Here is a 15,614-nt window from a genome sequence, read left to right as displayed (position 1 = left end):
GCGAGCGGCGGCCAGGAGGCCGGGATGGAGGTCCGGATCACCCGGACGCCCCACCCCGGCCGGGCGGGTTCAGTTGTTGCTGAGGAACTGCTGGGCGAGCGTCCTGCCCAGGTTCACGGCCTGGGTGTGGTTCTCGACCGTCGACACCTTGGTGCCCGACCCGGTGAACACGATGTAGGTGACACCGCTGTCGGTGCCGCCGTTGCTCGGGTCCGGGTTGATGCCCAGGTCGGCGGCCGTACGGTACGACGCCTCGCCGATGATGCCCGTCGGCCCGGTATCACCCATGACGGCGTACTCCACTTGGCCGTTGTAGACGATCGCCACCACCGTCCCGCAGCCGATGCCCTTGGTCCGGTAGTCCCACGTGCTGCTGGGGCTGGGCACCACCATGTAGGCGAGCTGCGCCGCGTTGAGCGGGCCGCCGGCGCTGGTCTCGCAGAACGTCTCTGGCAGGAAGCAGCAGTCGGTGTCCTCGTTGCACTGCGTCGTACGGACGCCGTCGCAGTCGATGTCCATGTCCCCCTTCCAGAACACCGCGCCGGTCTTCTCGCACACCGCCACCGTCGCCGTGCTGACGTCGGAGTCGGTCTTGTACTTGCCGTTGGAGATCTGGCTGCACGCCGTGACCTTGGCCAGGAGCTGGTCGGCCGTGGGCCCGGTGGTGCCGCCGGTGGCGGTGCCGGTGACCGTGGCGCTGTGGCCGGACTCGTTGCCGGCCGCGTCCACGGCGGTGACCGTGTAGCTGTGCGTGGAGCCGGAGGTCAGGCCGTTGATCGTGGCGCTGGCCGTCGGTGAGGTGGCCACCACGGTGGTGCCCTCGTAGACCTTGTAGCCGGTCACGCCGACGTTGTCGGAGGAGTCGTTCCAGGCCAGCGAGATGCTGCCGGCCGAGGTGCCGGTCACGCGGGGACTCGCGGGCACACTGGGCGCCTGCCCGTCCGGGCCGCCGGAGCCGCTGACGGACAGCCGGTCCACGTTCGGGCCGCCGTTGGCGGAGGTGCCGGTCGCGCGGATCGTGTTGACTCCGGCGTTCAGGGTGACCGTGACCTGGCCGTCGGCCCAGGTGTCCCAGTTGGTGGTACTGGCGAAATTCACGCCGGTGGCGGCCACGGAGCCGTTGACGGCGATGTCCATCGGCCGCGTCACCGTGGTGCCGTTGGCGTACCGGAAGGTCAGGGTGTGGGTGCCCGCGTCGGCCACGCTGACGCTCCACTCGATGTACCCGCCGACGGCGTTGACGTAGTCGACGAAGCCGGTGCCGGTGTAGCCGGTGTGGTTGGTCGCCACGCTGGCCTCCGACAGGGTGGCCGCCTCCGCCTGGTACTCGGTGGCGGGGGCGTCGGCGACCGTGGCCTCCAGGTAGTCGAGGTTCGGGTTGCCGCCGGCGTTCGCCGAGGTGACGCGGATCTTGTTGTCACCCGCGGTGAGTGTCGCGGTCAGCGTGGAGGTGGCCCAGGTGTTCCAGTTGGCGGTGGTGCCGAAGGAGCGGCCGGCCGAGACGACGGTGCCGTTCACCGAGACGTCCGCGGTGCGGGCCGAGGTGGTGCCGTTGGAGTAGCGGATGGCCAGTGTCGCGGTGCCCGCCGAGGGGGCGTTGACCGTCCACTCGGTGTAGGGGCCCACGACGTTGTCGCCGTTGACGAAGCCGGTGCCGGAGAAGCCGGTGTGGTTGGCCTCGACCACGCCCTGACTGATGGTGGCGTTCTCGGCCTCGTAGCGGACCGTGGCCGCCCGCGCGGGCAGCGCGGTCAGGCCGGCGGCGAGGAGGGTGAGGAGGGGAAGCAGGATCAGCGGGCGTAAGCGAGCCCGAGCTGGAAAGTGCACGGCTGGCCCTTCTGCCGAATTCGTTAGGAAGGCTTCCTAACAACTGGAGATGGGACCACTCCGTCAAAGCACAGTCAACCCCGTAGAGGGGCCCAAAATAGCGCGAACACCTATCAATACGATGAAATAGCTCCAACCTCTACAAGGCTGGAGACCTACGTGGCCCTGTTCGATCTGCCGCTTGAGCAGCTCAACTCCTACCTCCCCGACCGTGACGAGCCCGCCGACTTCGACGAGTTCTGGACGCGCACGCTGGCGGAGGCGCGCGAGTTCGACTCGGCGGCCGAGTTCACCCGCTACGACCTGCCGCTCGCCTCGGTCGACGTGTACGACGTCTCCTTCGCGGGCTGGGGCGGTCATCGGATCAATGGCTGGTTCCTGGTGCCGCGTGGCGTGGAGGGGCCGGTGCCGTGCGTGATGCACTACATCGGCTACAGCGGCGGCCGCGGCTTCCCGAAGGATCACCTGGTCTGGCCCGCCGTGGGTTACGCGGTGTTCGTGATGGAGACCCGGGGTCACGGCGGTGCGAACCCGGGTAGCCCCGGAGTCACCGGCGACCCGTACGGCGGCGACAACGCCCAGGCCCCCGGCATGATGACCCGCGGCATCCTCGACCCCGACCAGTACTACTACCGTCGGGTCTTCACCGACGCGGTCCGGGCGGTCGACGTGGCCGCCGCGCACCCGGCTGTGGATGCCTCGCGGATCGTCGCCTCGGGCGGCAGCCAGGGTGGCGGCATCGCCCAGGCGGCCGCCGCGCTGCACCCGTCGATCAAGGCGGCGCTGATCGACGTGCCGTTCCTGACGCACTTCCGCCGGGCCGTGGAGATCACCGACAAGGACCCGTACCAGGAGATCGTCCGCTTCCTGTCCACCCGGCGGGAGAGCGCCGAGCAGGTTTTCCGGACGCTGTCGTACTTCGACGGCCTGAACTTCGCCGCCCGCGGACAGGTGCCCGCGCTCTACTCGGTGGCGCTGATGGACCAGATCTGCCCGCCGTCCACGGTCTTCGCGGCCTACAACCACTGGCGCGGGCCCAAGGAGATCAGCGTCTGGCCGTGGAACGGGCACGAGGGCGGCGGCGGCTTCCAGAGCGAGGAGCAGATCCGCTACCTGCACAAGCTGCTCGCCGACGGCTGACAGACCGCTGGTCCGGTACGTCCGATACATCCGGTCGTACCGGACCAGTGATGGTCCGTTCGGGCCGGCCTGGCCGGCCGCCAGGCCGACAGGGCCCGTCTAGACGGGCTGGTCGGTCACCAGGAAGGACACGGAGCCCTGGTCGTCCGCTCCCGCGTCCAGAGACTTGTCCTCCAGGACGGTGGCGGCCACCGGGTCGAGGTACACACGCGCGCCCTCGGCCTCGACGACCTCGTCGGCCGGCTCCGGCGCGGTCGCCAGAGACAGGGTCAGCGAGTTCGCGCCCTCGCCCTGGGACGAGATGCGGATGCCGCTCTGAGCGGGCTCAGGGGCGGACGCGGTCAAGTCACGAATCGCCTGAGCTGCGTTAGTTGTCAGGGTGAGCACTACGGCTCCTCCTCACGATCGACGTACATGAACTGCCTGCCCTTCCCTCATCGAGCGGGTCAAACCCCCTGACTTGAATTCTTTACCGGCATTCTGCGGGGGTCGCGGGGATCATGTCGGATATGGAGTTCGACGAGCACCGCGCGGCCATGGTCGCCCAGCTGCTGGAACGCGGGGAGATGAGCGGGCGGGTGGCGGAGGCCTTCCGCCTGGTCCCGCGCCATCTCTTCGTGCCGGAATCAGACCCGGCGGCGGCCTACCGGGATGAGCCCATCGTCACCAAACGCGACGAGGAGGGCCGGCCGATCAGCTCCTCCTCGCAGCCCGCGATCATGGGCATCATGCTCGACCAGCTCGACGTCCGGCCCGGCGGGCGGGTGCTGGAGATCGGCGCGGGCACCGGCTACAACGCCGCCCTGCTCGCGCACCTGGCCGGGCCGCAGGGCCGCGTGGTCAGCCTCGACATCGACGCCGACGTGGCCGCGGCGGCCCGGCGGCATCTCGACGACGCCGGGTACCCCGAGGTGGTGGTCGCGTGCGCCGACGGCGCGGCCGGCTTCCCGGAGGCGGCGCCGTACGACCGGGTGATCGCCACCGTCGGCGTGTGGGACCTTTCCCCGGCCTGGCTGGCGCAGCTGGCGCCGGGCGGCAGGCTCGTGGTGCCGCTCGACCTGCGCGGCGTGCAGGTGTCGGTGGCCATGGAGTACGCAGGTGACCACTGGTCCAGCCGGTCGGTGGAGCCGTGCGGCTTCATGCGCATGCGCGGGCCCTCCGCCGGGCCCGAGGTCATGCTGATGCTGGACGGCGAGGCCGACCTGGTGCTCACGCTGCCGGAACCGCGCGAGGTGGGCGACGTCGTGGCGATGCTGGACGGCCCCGCCGCCGAGGTGGCCGCCGGCGTGCCGCCGCTGTCGCGGCTGTCGCTGATAGGCAGCGGGATCAGCTTGTGGCTGGCGACGCACGAGCCCCGCTGGTGCGCGTTGACCGGGCGGCTGCCGTGGGCCCCGGTGACCACCCAGGGGTACGGCATGACGGTGGGCCTCGCCGACCCGGACGGCCTGGCCGTACTGGCGGCAGGGACGGAGCTGCTCACCCGCGGATACGGGCCCGGCGGGGCAGGGCAGGAACTGCTGGTCCGCGGATACGGGCCAGACGGGGCCGCGCTGGCGGCGCAGCTGGCCGCGCACGTCCAGGCGTGGGACGCGGCGGGCCGCCCGGAGGCCGGCGACCTGCGCATAGACGCCTACCCGGGCCCCGCGCCGGACGGGGTGGCCGTCATCGCCAAGCGGCACACCCGCCTGGTGCTAAGCTATGACTGAATATCCGAACCAGTCATAGGGATTCACATGGCCGTGGCGTTCACGGCGGACGACCGGGCGCGCATCACCGCGCGGCTGCTCGACACCGCCGAAGAGCTCTTCGCGGCCCAGGGGCTGAAGAAGACCTCGCTCGACGAGCTGGTCGCCCCCTCGGGCATCGCGAAAGGCAGCTTCTACGCGTTCTTCGAGTCGAAGGAGGAGCTCTACAAGGAGGTCATGGTCCGCCGGGCGCCGCTGATGGGCAAGCTGCTCGCCGCCGCGCTCGACCGGCCGCCCAGCGTGCAGGCGCTGGCCGGCCTCATGCGGGGCATGGTCGAGGCGCTCACCACCGACCCGTTCTACCGGCGGCTGCTCACCCGCCCCGACGAGCTGGAGGCGGTGGCCCGCAGGGTCGGCCCCGAGGAGCTCGCCCGGGTCACCCCGCACCTGATGACGCCGCTGATCGACTACCTGGCCCAGGGGCAGAGCGACGGCGTGATCGTCGCGGACGTCCCGCCCGAGGTGCTGATGGGCGTGCTGCGCACCGCGGGCCTGCTGGTGGTCAACCGCGACAGGTACGGACCCGACTTCGAGCAGGTGCTCGACGCCACCATCAACGCGCTGGCAAGGGGGCTCATCGTATGAGTGTGCTGAAGAGATACGCGCAGGCCGCGGGCATGACCGACGAGGCGTGGAAGCGGCACGCCAACCCGTGGAGCGTCTGGACCAGGTTCGCCGCGATCCCGCTGATGATGCTGGCCATCTGGAGCCGGACGTGGATCGGCTGGTGGTCGCTGGTGCCCGTGGCGCTGGTCGTCGTCTGGCTGATCGTCAACCCGCACGCCTTCCCGGCGATCGAACGGCCGTCGAGCTGGGCGGCCAAAGGCATCTACGGCGAGAAGATGTGGCTGCAGGATCGGTCGCTGGTGACCGGCGACCACCGTAAGGTGCAGCGCCTGCTCATCGCGGTGGGCTCGGCCGGGTTCGCGCTGCTGGCCTGGGGGCTGGTCGCACTGGCGGTGTGGCCCGCCGTGTTCGGCGCGACGCTGGTCGTGCTCGGCCAGCTCTGGCGCATCGATCGCCTCGGCCAGTTGTACGAGCAGCACCGGGCCGCTTAGGGGCCGGTTGTACGGGCAGCACCGGGCCGCTTAGGCGGTAGGCAGCTCCAGCGGCGCGCCGAGGGTGCGGGAGACCTCGTGGGCGGTGCCCGCGACCAGCGGTCCCAGCTCCTGCGCGTCGTCGACCGACAGCTCGTGGGTCAGCGTCGAGATGCTCACCCCGGCCACCACGTGCCCGGTGTGGTCGAACACGGCCGCGCCGACGCAGCGGATGCCCGCCTCGTTCTCCTCGTCGTCGATCGCGAAGCCGCACTCGCGCACCCGCGCCAGGTGGCGGCGGAGCGCGGCCTGGGTGGTGATCGTGGCGGGCGTGCGCCTGGTCAGCCCGGTGCGGGTGGTGATGCCCGCCACCTCGTCGTCGGACATGGCCGCGAGCATCGCCTTGCCGATCGCGCTGGTGTGCAGCCACAGCGACATGCCGACACGCGAGGGCATCTGGTAGGGCTTGCGCCCCTCCAGCTTGGCGGCGTAGACGGCCTCGTCGCCGTTGAGCACGGCCAGGTGCACGGTGTAGCCGGTCTGGTCGTGCAGGCGCTGCAGCACCGGCGAGGCCTGGCGTACCGGATCGAAGCGGGCCAGCATCCGGCCGGCCAGCGTGAGGATCTTGGGGCCCGGCAGGTAGCCGCCGGTGCCGTCGGGCCGGGCGAAGCCGTGCTCGGCCAGCGACTGCAGGATGCGGTGGGTCGTCGACTTGGGCAGGCCCGTCGCCGTCGCGATCTTGGTCACGCTCTCGTGCTCGGCGAGGGCCTCCAGCACCCAGAGCGCCTTGTCGATAGCGGTGCTCGGCCGGTGGTCCACCCGATCAAGCATACTCAGCGGGCCAGCCAGCCGCCGTCCACGACCAGTATGTGGCCCGTGACGTAGTCGGAGGCGCGCGAGGCGAGGAAGACGGCCGCGCCCGCCAGGTCCGCGGGCTCGCCCCAGCGCCCGGCCGGGATCCGCGACCTGATCTCCTGCTCGCGCCGCGCGTCCTGCCGCAGGGCCGTGGTGTTGTCGGTGGCGATGTAGCCGGGGGCGATGGCGTTGACCTGCGCGCCACGCGGCGCCCACTCGTTGGACAGCGCCTTGGTCAGCCCGGCCACCGCGTGCTTGGCCGCCGCGTAGGAGGCCACGTTGATGCCGCCCTGGAACGACAGCAGCGACGCGATCGAGATGACCTTCGTGGCGCCGTGCTCCAGCAGCGCCTGGCCGAACACGTACCCGGCGTCGAGGTTGATCGCCATCACCCGGCGCCAGTCGTCCAGGCTGGTCGAGCCCCGGCTGATCGTGCCCGCGTTGTTGACCAGGATGTCCACCTCGCTCCGGGCCAGGATCGGCTCCAGCGCGGGCCTGATCGCGGCCGGGTCGCTCAGATCGAGGACGAGCTTGCGTACGTCGCTCCCGAGCAGCTTCACCTGGCGCTCGGTCTCGTCGAGGTCGTCGCGGTGGCCGTGCAGGATCAGGTCGGCCCCGGCCCGCGCGAGGCCGACCGCGATCGCCCGGCCGATCCCCGACCGCGCCCCGGTGACCAGCGCAGTCCGGCCGGTCAAAGAGAACAGCTCCATCCGTCACCGCATCTCGGTGATCGCGACCTGGTCCATGTCGTCGAACGCCTGGTTCTCCCCGGCCATCGCCCACACGAACGCGTAGCTGCGGGTGCCGAACCCGCAGTGCACCGACCAGCTCGGCGAGATCACCGCCTGCTCGTTGGCCACGACCAGGTTGCGGGTCTCGTCGGGGCGGCCCATCAGGTGCACGACCCGCTCGTCGCGCGGCAGGTCGAAGTACAGGTAGACCTCGGTACGGCGGTCGTGGGTGTGGCACGGCATGGTGTTCCACATGCTGCCGGGCTCCAGCACGGTCACGCCCATGACGAGCTGGCAGCTGCGGATGCCGTCGAGGTGGATGTACTTGTAGATGGTCCGGTCGTTCGAGCCGCCGGCGCTGCCGAGCCGTACCGGATCCACGTCCTTCAGCCGCGCGTGCGTGGTCGGGAACGTCTCGTGCGCGGGGGCGGAGACCAGGTAGAACGTGCCGCGCTCGAACGTCACCTCGCGCGCGCCCCTGCCGACGTACAGGCAGTCCTTGGGGTCCAGCTCGTACGGCACGCCGTCGACCTCCACGGTGCCCGTCTCCCCGATGTTGATCACACCCAGCTCGCGGCGCTCCAGGAAGTGCTCCGACCGCAGCGCGTCGAACGCCGTCAGCCGCGCCTTCCCGCTCGGCCGCACCCCGGCGACGACCATCCGGTCCTGATGCGTGTAGACGCCGTCCACCTCCGGCCCGAACAGGCCCTCGACGAGGTAGCGGGCGCGGAGCTCCGCAGTGCCGAAGTGGCGGATCTGGTCGGGTGCGGTGGCATGCCGTATTTCCATCTCTTCCCTCCGGTTGTTCCGCGTCCTACGATCCTAGACACGGAACACTGTTCTATCCAATGGAACGCCTAACCCCCGGAGGCGCTCGGTGTACCAGCAGAACTTCAACCCCACCGGCTCCTTATGGCTGTCCGCCCTCCTGGCCGCCCTGCCCCTGCTCGCGGTGCTGGTGTTGCTGGGCGTCTTCAAGTGGAAGGCGCACTGGGCGGGCATCTCCGGCCTGGTCGTCGGCTTCCTGATCGCGGTCCTGCCGTTCGCGTACGGCATGCCGATCGCCCAGGCACTCGACTCCGCCGTGTACGGCGCGGCCAGGGCGGTGTTGCTGATCCTGTGGATCACCTTCAACGCCATCTGGATCTACAAGATGACCGAGCGCAGCGGCCATTTCGCCGTACTGCGCCGGGCCTTCCAGGGCATCAGCGACGACAAGCGGATCACCGCGATCGTCATCGCGTTCTCCTTCGGCGCGCTCATCGAGGCTCTGGCCGGCGGTGGCTCGCCGATCGCCATCTGCGCGGTCATGCTCATCGCGCTCGGCTTCGAGCCGATGCGCGCCGCGGTCATCGCGCTCATCGCCAACACCGCGCCCGTCGCCTTCGGCGGCATGGGCAACCCGATCACGATCCTGGGCAGCGTCACCGAGCTGCCGCCCGAGCCGTTCGGCGCGATGGCGGGCCGGCAGACCGCGTTCATCGCGCTGCTCGTGCCGTTCATTCTGGTCTACGTCGCCGACGGGCGGCGCGGCCTGCGCCAGGCGTGGCCCGCCGCGCTCGTCGCCGGGCTCAGCTTCGGCGCCACACAGATCCTGATGTCGCAGGTCAACTACCTGCTCACGGACATCGCGGCGGCCCTGGTCTCGGCGATCGTGCTGGTCGCGTTCGGCAAGATCTGGAAGCCGGCCGAGACGGTCGGGTTCGCGCCGCGCCCCACGCCGATCGCGGGCGGGTCCGTGGACGACCCCGTGTTCGTCCGCGTCCACGGCCGCCCCGGCGGCGACACCACCGGCGACAAGCTCGCGGCCTTCGCCCCGTACGCGATCATCATCGCGCTGTTCTCCATCGCGCAGATCCCCGCGATCAAGGCCTACCTCGCCGGTTTCACCGTCAAGCCGGCCTGGCCCGGGTTCGACCTGGTGAACCCGGCGGGCAAGGCGGTGCCGGTGGTCTACGAACTGCCGTGGGCCGCGCACCCAGGGACGCTGCTGTTCGTCTCCGGGCTGCTCACGCTCCTGGTGCTGCGGATCAGCCCGGCCTCGGCGCTGGCCACCTATGGGGCGACGATCCGGCAGTTCGGCTGGGCCATCGTCACCATCCTGTCGGTCTTCGCCCTGGCCTTCGTGATGCAGTTCTCGGGGCAGATCCAGACGCTCGGACTGTTCCTGGCGGGCGCGGGCGCGTTGTTCGCCTTCCTGTCACCGGTCGTCGGCTGGTTCGGCGTCGCGATCACCGGTACGGACGCGGGCGCCAACGCCCTGTTCGCCAAGCTCCAGACCACCGCGGCGGGCCAGCTGAACATCCCGCCGGAGCTGTTCGGCGCGGCCAACAGCTCCGGCGGGGTGATGGGCAAGATGATCTCGCCGCAGAACCTGGCCATCGGCACCGCCGCGGTCGGCCTGGTGGGGGAGGAGGGCAACCTGTTCCGCCGGGTGATCGGCTGGAGCGCCGTGTTGCTGCTCATCCTGTGCGTGCTGGTGTTCCTGCAGTCGACGCCCGTGCTGGGGTGGCTGGTGCCCTGATGCCGGGCGATCCGGCTACGGAGCCCTTGGAGCGTCCGGCTGCCCGGCGGGTTCGTCGGGGCCGGCCGTCCGTCTGGACAGCAGCCAGATCGCCAGGCCGAGTACGACCAGCGCGGCGAGTCCGGCCCAGAGCCAGCCGGGGATGCCGCCCCCGCCCTGCGCCGCAGCGGCAGGTCGGGAGGTCTGCGCCGAGACGGCGGGTGCCGTCGTGGCAGCCGCCGTCTCGGGCGTCGTCGAGCTGGACGAGGTGCCCTTCACGGTGAAGGGGATCTCGCCCTCGATCGGGTGGCCGTCGGACGAGACCACCCGCCAGGCGATGACGTACGAGCCGCCCGCCAGCGGGCCGGGCACGGCGGTCCGCACCTTGGGGCCGTCGGCCTGCGGCTCGCCGAGCTTGATCGTCTGGCCGGCGGCGGTGCGCAGCACCACCAGCGGGAAGCGGACGCGGGAGGAGTACTCCAGCTCGATCGTCTCGACGCCGGACACGGTGGCGCCCTTGGCGGGTGAACTGCTCTTGAGGCTGTCGTGGGCAAGGGCGGCGGGCGCGGTGACGGTCAGGAACAGCCCGCACCCGATCACCGCCACAAGGGTTCTGCGAAAAAGGGAAGACAAAATGGACTCCATGACGAGGGAAGCTTTGTTGGCGATTCGGTGTCTCCCCTCGTGGGAGGTCCTCTCCGTGGCTCCGCGGTCGCGATCCGGCCGGTGATCGACGGCCTGAGCGGCGCCCGCCGAGCCGGCGCCGGCCGTACCGGAGCCGGGGCGATCGCGGGAATCGCGCGGAACGGCCGCGGCAGGGCGAGCCGGGGCCGCCCCGACAGGCGCAGCATGAGCCAGAGCGCGCTCTCGCCCCGATGCAGCCACCAGCCCGTCAGCACGGCGATCGTCAGATGGACCAGCGCCATGCCCACGGCGAAATGCGCGTGCCCGGTGCCGGGCGCGGTCAGCTCGAACAGCTTGTGCAGCGCTGCCTGCGTCCCCACCGTGGCGCCGAGCACCACCTCGGGGCCACGCTCGCGCCCGCTCAGAACGTACGCCAGGGCGAGCGCGCCGAACCCGCCCGCCACCATGACGCCGGGCGCGACCGCCCCGCCACCCGCGAAGGCATGCCCAGCCGCCGAAACGGCGGCACACACCACCGCGAAGACGATGGCTCGGGCGAGGCGCATGCGCCCATCCTTCCAGCCTTCGGGCACGCACAACCTACTTGCCGGACATATGTACGGCCTGAGGGGCTGAATTTACTGTTAAGGCATGTGCGATCTGAACCAGCAGGAAAGTCGGGACCTCAGCGACACCCTGAGCAAGATCAACAGCCTGGCGGGGCAGGTGGAGACACACCGATCGAGCATCGAGCAGACCGCGTACATGGACCACGAGAACCTGGCCGCCCTCCTCACCGACCTGGAGCGTCAGGTGGGCTCCGCCCGGGCCTGGGTGGTGGCCAAGCCCCAGGAGCACGCCGGGCACTGACCCTTGTCTCGCTACCTGAGTAGCGAAGTGACCGACCCATGGAAACGCGTGGCCCGCTTATGCTCCTCCGTGAAGCACTCCGTGGGCCGCGGGAGATGGGTGATGTCATGGGCGGCAAGAGCGAACCCATTCCTTTCAGCAACGCGATCTGTGACGGGTACTACGGCAATGTCGTCCAGGCGGGTGTCATCCACGACGGCGTGCACTTCCACCAGGGCACGCGCGACGCGCCGAGCGATCTGCAGAACCCGGTCATCGTCCGGGTGCGGCGCGGACCCGGTTCGACCTTGGCGGACCTGGTGGTGGATGCCGACCCGCCGAAGGCCATGGCGCCCAGTGGGACGCTCTATGTCGTCACGCTGCAGGCTCGCACGGCGCGGGCGGTGGTTCTGCACGCTGCCCGGGTCGTCGTGCTGTCCCGTCGGCATCCCCGGCCGGCCTGTCTCATACCCCGGCTGGGCCAGACCATCGTGCCCCGGTACTTCAAGACCGAGCTGGACGTCGATCCGCCGCGGCTGAATGCCGAAGGCGAGGACTTTCCGTTCACGATCAGCGCCACCGACGTGGAGCAGTTCCGCTTCGAAGCCGTTGTGAGAACCGACGAGGTCCGCTGGCAGATCGAACTCGACTGGGAGTGCGCGGAATACGACGGCACTCTCGTCATCAACGACAACGGCCGGCCGTTCGAGGCGTATCCCATCGCCGCGCTCTATTCCGGCCACGATCCGTCCCCCCTCCATTCGGGCTGCGGATTCATCGGCCACCAGCCCGGTTGCCCGGCACTCCGCCTCGAATCCGAGCAGACCCAGCCGTCCCAGATGCCCGCGCGGCCCCGACCCTTCGAAGCCCCGGCCCGGATCCCGGCCGGTGACGCCGGACCGGCCGCACGCCAGGACGGCCCTTGGGCCGGCGGTTCCGGGGATCTCTACCGCGCCGTACTGGCTCTGGACGCCGCCATGCGGGTGACCGATCCCGATGGCCCGGGCTCCTGGGACGACTACCGAAGGCTCGTCCCTCAAGTGCGGACCCTCCTCAGCCGACCGGACTTCACGAGCTACGAGTCCGAACGGTTCCGGGCGCTCCTCGTGCGCGTCGTGCGCTTCTTCTACCTGTCGGAGCAGCACCAACTCGGGGTGAACATCGCGCGCCCGATCCACCGCGACTGGGCCGCCGCTCTCGGTGAGGACCACCGGGACACCCTGGCCATGGCCAACAGGCTTGCCGGCTGTCTCTTCGGCGGCGGCCGGTCCGAGGAGGCCCGGACCCTGTGGGAGGACATCCTGCCCCGGCTCCGCAGGACACTGGGCGAGGCCCACCCTGACACCCGGAACGTCGCCGGCAACCTGGCCGCGACCCTCAAAAGCGTCGGGGAGCCCGAGGCGGCCCGGGATCTGATGGAGGAGACGCTGCGGCTGAACCGGGAGGCGCTCGGCCACGACCACCCGGTCACTCTGCGCGCGGCCGGGAATCTCGCGATCAGCATGTACGACGCCCGGGACTACGAGGGGGCGCGGGCTCTTCGGGAGGACACCCTCCTGCGGTACCGGCGGACGCTCGGCGAGGACCACCCCGACACCCTGCAAGAGGCCGCCGCCCTCGCCTTCAGCCTGGACGGACTGGGCGAGCACGAGGCGGCGAGGGCCCTGGACGAGGACACGTGGCAGCGCCGCCTGCGAGTACTGGGCGAGAACCACCCCAAGACCCGGGCGTCGCAGGAGCGTTGCCGCCGGGAACGGCCCACCGATCAGGAAGCGTGAACCGCGGTCGCTCCTCTCGTTGCGCCCCGTGACTTCGCAGGGTAAATCTGCGCGATATAAGCGGCAAATCACGACGTTTACGCATTTTTCTTGGCTTGTTCGGATATTTCATGATCGGGAGTTAACCCGGCCCTCAGACGGTCTCTCCCGTCACATCACGAACACTAGGAGCCCCATGCGCCGCGCCCCCGCCCTGATCACCGCCGGTCTGCTGGCCGCCACCTCCCTGGCCGGACCGCCCGCCGCCTCCGCCGTACCCGCCGCTGATACTGCGGTTCATGCTGGGCAGACTGCCGCAACCGCCGCCGCAGCGGCGGCGGGTCGCGGGCCGCTGCGGATCAACCACATCCAGACCATGGCCACGCACAACAGCTACCACCGGGAACTGACCGACGCCGAGAAGGATGTCCAGCGCAAAACCGATGCCAACTGGTGGAACCTCCAGTTCTCCCACCCCGCGCTCCCGCGCCAGTTCCAGGACCAGCACGTGCGCGGCATCGAACTCGATGTGTTCCCCGACCCGAAGGGCGGCCTCTACACCGCCCCGCTCGTCCGCCGCGACGCCGGCCTCCCGCCGCTGGCCGACCCCGCGCTGCGGGAACCCGGCTTCAAGGTGCTCCACTGGGCCGACCACGACTACGGCACCAACTGCTCCACCCTGGTCACCTGCCTGCGCCAGGTGCGGGAGTGGTCCGACGCGCACCCCGGACACGTACCGCTGACGATCCTGACCGAACTGAAGAGCACGGACCCGGCCAAGGAGGCCCTCGGCGGCGCCAAGAGCCCGAAGTGGGACACCGCCCTGCTGGACGCGCTCGACGCCGAGATCCGCTCCATCTTCCCGGCCGGCCGCCTCATCGCCCCGGACAACGTGCGCCGCCCCGGCAAGACGCTGGAACAATCGGTGCTCCAGTACGGCTGGCCCGAGCTGTCGTCGTCACGCGGCAAGGTGATGTTCTTCATGGACAACCAGGCGACGGAGATCCAGGGCCCGTACCTGACCGACCGGCCCAGCCTGGAGGGCAGGGTGCTGTTCACCAACTCCCGCCCCGGCCGCGCCGACGCCGCGTTCGTCGGCTGGAACGAGCCGCAGGGCGACAACACCGCCCAGATCCAGGACCTCGTCCGGCGCGGCTACTACGTCCGCACCCGCTCCGACGTACCGTTCACCGAGGCCCGCTCGGGCGACACGAGCCGCCTGCGAGCCGCCCTCGACAGCGGGGCGCAGATGGTCAGCACCGACTTCCCCGTGGTCGGCCTGTCGGCGAGGCACGGCAGCGACTACACGGCCGAACTGCCCGGTGGGGCGGTCGCCCGCTGCAACCCGGTGAACGCACCGACCGGCTGCCGGGACCAGTCCCTGGAGAAGCGCTGATCACCTGAGAGCTGACTACCTGAGGGTGACCGGCCACGCCCGTACGCGGGCCGGGACGGATTCTGTCGGTGGCGCGTGGGAGGCTCGCGAGGACGCGGGAGGAGCGACCGCGCAAGGCACAGAGGGAGCTGCCCGTGGTCGTCAACGAGCGAACGGGGGTCGCCGGATGATGGCCGACCGCAAACGCGGCCGTCCCGCGTCCCCGACCGGCACGGCGATCCGATCGGCCGACTGGGACGGCCGCGACCTGGCGCAGGAGACCTACCATCAGGTCCTGTTCGTCGATGTGGACATGACGGAGTTGACGAACAGCGGCTCCGTCTTCGAGGAGTGCACGTTCAGCAACGTCCGTTTCAACGTGTCCGTGCACGAGGACGCGATGTTCCTCAACTGCACGTTCTCGCGCTGCTCGTTCTTCGACGCGACGTTCAAGGCGTGCAAGCTGACGGGCAGCATGTTCGACGGCTGCTCCTACGGGCTGCTGAAGGTCGAGGGCGGCGACTGGTCGTTCACCGGCCTGCCCGGCGCCGACCTGCGGGGCAGCGCTTTTCACGGGGTACGCCTCCGCGAGGCCGACCTGACGGGCGCCCGGCTGGAGAAGGCCGAGGTGTTACGGTGCGACCTTTCGGGGGCGTGGCTCAACGGCGCCGACCTCACGGGCTGCGACCTGCGGGGCAGCGACCTGTCCGACCTGGATCCGTCGACGGTCACGCTGAAGAAGGCGATCATCGACTCCTTCCAGGCGACCGTGGTGGCCACCGCACTGGGCTTCGACGTCCGCGCGTAGGAGGCTGTGCCCACCCTCGGTGCCTCGCCTTGTCGCGGTCTCCCGCCGCCACGAACTCCCGTCCCGATCTGGGTCTCGCCGCTCTGAGAATCCGGCGACGGGATGTTCGTCCGGTATGTGGTCAAGCCGCTCATCGTGCAGCGGCTCTTCAGGCACTCCTACGCCGACCTGCGCGAAGCCGAGCGGCGGCTGCGGGCGACGGGGCCGTTACCGCACGGCGTGGGACATCAACCTCAGGGGCGGCCTCAGTACGACCCGCGCCGATGTGGCCCACTGCCTGCTCGCGCTGGCCGCGGATCCCGCGTCGGTGCGCCATGCCGTGTCGGTGGCCTCCTGAGTGTCGGAATTCTTGACGGCGCATAC

Annotated in this window: 16 protein-coding genes; 9 read left to right on the top strand and 7 right to left on the bottom strand. The window is 70.3% G+C overall.

Annotation, left to right across the window (positions count from 1 at the left end; all coding sequences use genetic code 11):
- Positions 1 to 69: 69 nt before the first annotated feature.
- Positions 70 to 1,827 (bottom strand): CBM35 domain-containing protein, encoded by a 1,758-nt coding sequence (locus tag AB0F17_RS02845; protein WP_358015142.1) that lies wholly within the window; start codon positions 1,825 to 1,827, stop codon positions 70 to 72.
- 159 nt (positions 1,828 to 1,986) lie between these two features.
- Between AB0F17_RS02845 and AB0F17_RS02840 the strand changes: the two genes are divergently transcribed.
- Positions 1,987 to 2,967: an acetylxylan esterase gene (locus AB0F17_RS02840; RefSeq protein WP_358015140.1), complete on the top strand. Its 981-nt coding sequence runs from the start codon at positions 1,987 to 1,989 to the stop codon at positions 2,965 to 2,967.
- Positions 2,968 to 3,066: 99 nt separating this feature from the next.
- Here the strand turns inward: AB0F17_RS02840 and AB0F17_RS02835 are convergent, their stop codons facing one another.
- Positions 3,067 to 3,312: a Fe-S cluster assembly protein HesB gene (locus AB0F17_RS02835; RefSeq protein ID WP_358015137.1), complete on the bottom strand. Its 246-nt coding sequence runs from the start codon at positions 3,310 to 3,312 to the stop codon at positions 3,067 to 3,069.
- Between the two features lie 164 nt (positions 3,313 to 3,476).
- Here AB0F17_RS02835 and fxlM point away from each other — a divergent pair, with 164 nt between their 5' ends.
- From fxlM to AB0F17_RS02820, 3 genes are read left to right on the top strand one after another with little or no spacing between them, the layout of a single operon-like run.
- On the top strand, positions 3,477 to 4,673 hold the full coding sequence (fxlM, locus tag AB0F17_RS02830; protein ID WP_358015134.1) for a methyltransferase, FxLD system: 1,197 nt from the start codon (positions 3,477 to 3,479) through the stop codon (positions 4,671 to 4,673).
- 27 nt (positions 4,674 to 4,700) lie between these two features.
- Positions 4,701 to 5,297, top strand: coding sequence for a TetR/AcrR family transcriptional regulator (locus AB0F17_RS02825; protein WP_358015131.1), 597 nt, complete (start codon positions 4,701 to 4,703; stop codon positions 5,295 to 5,297).
- Positions 5,294 to 5,770, top strand: coding sequence for a DUF6653 family protein (locus AB0F17_RS02820; RefSeq protein WP_358015128.1), 477 nt, complete (start codon positions 5,294 to 5,296; stop codon positions 5,768 to 5,770). The genes AB0F17_RS02825 and AB0F17_RS02820 overlap by 4 nt, the downstream gene beginning before the upstream one ends.
- Before the next feature lie 30 nt (positions 5,771 to 5,800).
- Here the strand turns inward: AB0F17_RS02820 and AB0F17_RS02815 are convergent, their stop codons facing one another.
- The 3 genes from AB0F17_RS02815 to kduI are packed head-to-tail and all read right to left on the bottom strand — an operon-like array spanning position 5,801 to position 8,124.
- Positions 5,801 to 6,568, bottom strand: a complete 768-nt coding sequence (locus AB0F17_RS02815; protein ID WP_358015125.1) for an IclR family transcriptional regulator — start codon at positions 6,566 to 6,568, stop codon at positions 5,801 to 5,803.
- 14 nt (positions 6,569 to 6,582) lie between these two features.
- The gene (locus AB0F17_RS02810; protein WP_358015122.1) at positions 6,583 to 7,299 is read right to left on the bottom strand and encodes an SDR family oxidoreductase; all 717 of its coding nucleotides are present in this window, start codon (positions 7,297 to 7,299) and stop codon (positions 6,583 to 6,585) included.
- Positions 7,300 to 7,317: 18 nt separating this feature from the next.
- Positions 7,318 to 8,124, bottom strand: a complete 807-nt coding sequence (kduI, locus tag AB0F17_RS02805) for a 5-dehydro-4-deoxy-D-glucuronate isomerase (RefSeq protein ID WP_358015119.1) — start codon at positions 8,122 to 8,124, stop codon at positions 7,318 to 7,320.
- An 88-nt stretch (positions 8,125 to 8,212) separates the two neighbouring features.
- On the opposite strand from kduI, the gene AB0F17_RS02800 reads away from it, so the two are divergent.
- Positions 8,213 to 9,859: an L-lactate permease gene (locus AB0F17_RS02800; RefSeq protein WP_358015116.1), complete on the top strand. Its 1,647-nt coding sequence runs from the start codon at positions 8,213 to 8,215 to the stop codon at positions 9,857 to 9,859.
- Positions 9,860 to 9,874: 15 nt separating this feature from the next.
- Here AB0F17_RS02800 and AB0F17_RS02795 read toward each other — a convergent pair whose 3' ends face one another.
- Together AB0F17_RS02795 and AB0F17_RS02790 are read right to left on the bottom strand one after the other, a co-directional pair.
- A complete protein-coding gene (locus AB0F17_RS02795) occupies positions 9,875 to 10,471 on the bottom strand; it encodes a copper resistance protein CopC (protein WP_358015113.1) in 597 nt (198 codons plus the stop codon).
- Positions 10,435 to 11,028: an MFS transporter gene (locus AB0F17_RS02790; RefSeq protein ID WP_358015110.1), complete on the bottom strand. Its 594-nt coding sequence runs from the start codon at positions 11,026 to 11,028 to the stop codon at positions 10,435 to 10,437. Before AB0F17_RS02790 ends, AB0F17_RS02795 begins: the two co-directional genes overlap by 37 nt.
- An 85-nt stretch (positions 11,029 to 11,113) precedes the next feature.
- Between AB0F17_RS02790 and AB0F17_RS02785 the strand changes: the two genes are divergently transcribed.
- The 4 genes from AB0F17_RS02785 (at position 11,114) to AB0F17_RS02770 (ending at position 15,251) form a co-directional block, all read left to right on the top strand.
- Complete coding sequence (locus tag AB0F17_RS02785; RefSeq protein ID WP_358015107.1) at positions 11,114 to 11,332, top strand: hypothetical protein; 219 nt, start codon at positions 11,114 to 11,116, stop codon at positions 11,330 to 11,332.
- Between the two features lie 95 nt (positions 11,333 to 11,427).
- The gene (locus AB0F17_RS02780; protein ID WP_358015104.1) at positions 11,428 to 13,089 is read left to right on the top strand and encodes a tetratricopeptide repeat protein; all 1,662 of its coding nucleotides are present in this window, start codon (positions 11,428 to 11,430) and stop codon (positions 13,087 to 13,089) included.
- Between the two features lie 175 nt (positions 13,090 to 13,264).
- Positions 13,265 to 14,464 carry a phosphatidylinositol-specific phospholipase C1-like protein gene (locus tag AB0F17_RS02775; protein WP_358015101.1) on the top strand — a complete coding sequence of 400 codons (1,200 nt, stop codon included), beginning with the start codon at positions 13,265 to 13,267 and terminating at the stop codon, positions 14,462 to 14,464.
- Positions 14,465 to 14,630: 166 nt separating this feature from the next.
- Positions 14,631 to 15,251 (top strand): pentapeptide repeat-containing protein, encoded by a 621-nt coding sequence (locus tag AB0F17_RS02770; protein WP_358015098.1) that lies wholly within the window; start codon positions 14,631 to 14,633, stop codon positions 15,249 to 15,251.
- Positions 15,252 to 15,614 lie beyond the last annotated feature (363 nt).

It is taken from the genome of Nonomuraea sp. NPDC026600 (genome assembly GCF_040638335.1).
Classification (GTDB): Bacteria; Actinomycetota; Actinomycetes; order Streptosporangiales; family Streptosporangiaceae; genus Nonomuraea.
This window is presented reverse-complemented; position numbering and strand designations above follow the sequence as displayed.

What these genes read in the sequence shown, in the direction of transcription:
- fxlM (WP_358015134.1), top strand. Translation starts at nt 3,477, where the DNA reads ATGGAGTTCGACGAGCACCGCGCGGCCATGGTCGCCCAGCTGCTGGAA.
- AB0F17_RS02825 (WP_358015131.1), top strand. Translation starts at nt 4,701, where the DNA reads ATGGCCGTGGCGTTCACGGCGGACGACCGGGCGCGCATCACCGCGCGG.
- AB0F17_RS02820 (WP_358015128.1), top strand. Translation starts at nt 5,294, where the DNA reads ATGAGTGTGCTGAAGAGATACGCGCAGGCCGCGGGCATGACCGACGAG.
- kduI (WP_358015119.1), bottom strand. Translation starts at nt 8,124, where the DNA reads ATGGAAATACGGCATGCCACCGCACCCGACCAGATCCGCCACTTCGGC.
- AB0F17_RS02790 (WP_358015110.1), bottom strand. Translation starts at nt 11,028, where the DNA reads ATGCGCCTCGCCCGAGCCATCGTCTTCGCGGTGGTGTGTGCCGCCGTT.
- AB0F17_RS02785 (WP_358015107.1), top strand. Translation starts at nt 11,114, where the DNA reads ATGTGCGATCTGAACCAGCAGGAAAGTCGGGACCTCAGCGACACCCTG.
- AB0F17_RS02780 (WP_358015104.1), top strand. Translation starts at nt 11,428, where the DNA reads ATGGGTGATGTCATGGGCGGCAAGAGCGAACCCATTCCTTTCAGCAAC.
- AB0F17_RS02775 (WP_358015101.1), top strand. Translation starts at nt 13,265, where the DNA reads ATGCGCCGCGCCCCCGCCCTGATCACCGCCGGTCTGCTGGCCGCCACC.
- AB0F17_RS02770 (WP_358015098.1), top strand. Translation starts at nt 14,631, where the DNA reads ATGATGGCCGACCGCAAACGCGGCCGTCCCGCGTCCCCGACCGGCACG.